A 2,752-nucleotide genomic window follows, 5' to 3' on the forward strand; every position below is an offset into this window, starting at 1 on the left:
GCTTGCGCTGGATGCACCGCTGTCGCGCGAGCTGCGCCGGCAGGCGCAGCGCCATGGGGTGAGTGCTGCCAGCCTGTTCCACCTGGCCTGGGCGCTGGTGCTGGGCAGGACCACGGGCAAGGATGACGTGGTGTTCGGCACCGTGCTCTTTGGCCGCATGCAGGGCGGGGAGGGCGCGCACAGCGCGCTGGGCATGTTCATCAACACGCTGCCGCTGCGCATACGGCTGGGCGGGCGCAGCGTGCAGGAATGCCTGCGCCAGACGCATGGGCTGCTGACGGGGCTGATGCACCACGAGCACGCCACGCTGTCGCTGGCGCAGCGCTGCAGCGCTCTGGCGGGGGGGACGCCGCTGTTCTCGGCCCTGCTCAACTACCGCTACAGCGTGGCCCCGCAGGAGGGGGCCGCAGCGGGCGCGTGGGAAGGCATGACGGCGCTGGGCGGACAGGAGCGCACCAACTACCCCGTGACCGTGTCCATCGATGACCTGGGCGAAGGCTTTGGCATCGTGGCCCAGGCCGATGCTGCTCTGGGGGCTGAACGGCTGTGTGGATACATGGCGGCGGCCGTGGCCTCCCTGGTCCACGCGCTGGAAAGCGAGCCCGGCCTGGAGGCTGCGGCGCTGGACATGCTGGACGGCAAGGAATGGGCGCAGCTGCAGGCCTGGAGCCTGGGCGCCCGAACCGAACCCGGAATGCAGCCTGTGCACCGGTTGATCGAGCGCCAGGCCCAGGCACGGCCGGACGCCGTGGCGCTGGTCTTTGGCGATCAGGTTCTGAGCTACGACCAGCTCAACCGCCGCGCCAACCAGCTGGCACACCGGCTGATGGCCCTGGGCGTGAGGCCGGAGACCCGGGTGGGCATCGCCATGGAGCGGTCCATCGAGATGGTGGTGGGCCTGCTGGCCATCATGAAGGCCGGTGGCGCCTATGTGCCCCTGGACCCCGATCACCCGCCCGAACGGCTGGCGCAGATGATCGAAGACGGCGCCGTGCGGCGCCTGCTCACCCACAGCGCGCTGCGCGAGCGCCTGCCCGCAGGCGAGGATCTGCAGTGGCTGGACATCGACCGCATCGATGTGGCCGGTGAATCTCAGCGCAACCCGGTGGTTGCCGTGCATGGGGAGCATCTGGCCTATGTGATCTTCACCTCGGGCTCCACGGGCCGCCCCAAGGGCGCGGCCAACCGGCATGCGGCCCTGCACAACCGGCTGGCCTGGATGCAGCAGGCCCATGCGCTCGATGCCTCGGACGCCGTGCTGCAAAAGACACCGTTCAGCTTCGATGTGTCGGTCTGGGAGTTCTTCTGGCCCCTGATGGCCGGCGCCCGGCTGGTGATGGCCGCGCCTGGCGATCACCGTGACCCCGCAAGGCTGGTGGCGCTGATCACGGGCCATGGCGTCACCACCGTGCACTTCGTGCCCTCCATGCTGCAGGCCTTTGTGGCCCATGCGGGCGTTGCGGCATGCACGGGCCTCAGGCGCATCCTGTGCAGCGGCGAGGCCCTGCCGGCCGAGGCGCAGAACGCCGTCTTCAGGCTGCTGCCCGGAGCCGGTCTCTACAACCTCTATGGCCCGACCGAGGCGGCCATCGACGTCACCCACTGGCGCTGCTGCGACGACGGGCGGCGCCAGGTTCCCATCGGCCGGCCCATCAGCGGCATCCGCACCTATGTGCTGGACTGCGCCATGCGGCCGGCGCCACAGGGCGTGGCCGGCGAGCTGTACCTGGGCGGCATGGGCCTGGCGCGCGGCTATCTGAACCGCCCCGCACTGACGGCCGAGCGCTTTGTGGCCGACCCGCTGGACACGCAGGGCGGCCTGCTGTACCGCACGGGCGACCTGGTGCGCTGGAACGGCGAAGGCCAGATCGAGTACCTGGGGCGCCTGGACCACCAGGTGAAGATCCGCGGCCTGCGCATCGAGCTGGGCGAGATCGAGGCCCATCTGCTGGCCCAGACCGGCGTGCGCGAGGCCGTGGTGGTCGCGGCGCAAGCCACATCGGGCGCGGCGGGCGCACGCCTTGTCGCCTATGTGGCCAGCCCGGACGCCGATGCGGGGCTGGCCGAAACCTTGCGCCAGGCTTTGGCCGGGCGGCTGCCGGACTATATGCAGCCTTCGGCCATCGTCGTGCTGCCTGCGCTTGCGCTCAATGCCAACGGCAAGGTGGACCGCAAGGCCCTGCCGCAGCCCGAATGGGCGCAGCGTGGATACGAGCCGCCGCACAACGGGGTGGAGCAGCAGCTGTCGGCGATATGGGCCGAGCTTCTGGGGCAGGACCGCGTGGGGCGGCGCGACAACTTCTTCGAGCTGGGCGGGCACTCGCTGCTGGCCATGGGCATGCTGGAGCGCATGCGCGCGCATGGCCTGTCGGCCTCGGTGCGCAGCCTGTTCCAGCATCCGCAGCTGGCGGATTTTGCGGCGCAGCTGATGCAGGCGGACGACGCCGCCCAGGTGCAGGTGCCGCCCAACGGCATCCCCGAAGGCTGCACGGCCATCACGCCCGCCATGCTGACACTGGCGGCGCTGGACGTGCAGGAGATCGCACGGGTCGAGGCCGCCGTGCCCGGTGGCGCGGCCAACATTCAGGACATCTATCCGCTGGCGCCGCTGCAGGAAGGCATTCTGTTCCACCACACCCTGCACCAGCAGGGCGACGCCTATGCCACGCCCACGCTGCTGGGCTTCGACACGCGGGAGCGTTTGCTGGGCTTTGTGCAACGGCTCAACCAGGTCATCGCACGCCACGACATC

At 70.2% G+C, this 2,752-nt stretch carries 1 protein-coding gene; it reads left to right on the forward strand.

The features are described 5' to 3' along the window. Positions 1-2,752: non-ribosomal peptide synthetase (locus L995_RS22575; protein WP_231574507.1), on the forward strand; the 2,752-nt coding region annotated here is incomplete at both ends.

The organism is Delftia sp. ZNC0008, from assembly GCF_000799035.1.
Taxonomy (GTDB): Bacteria; Pseudomonadota; Gammaproteobacteria; order Burkholderiales; family Burkholderiaceae_C; genus Comamonas; species Comamonas tsuruhatensis.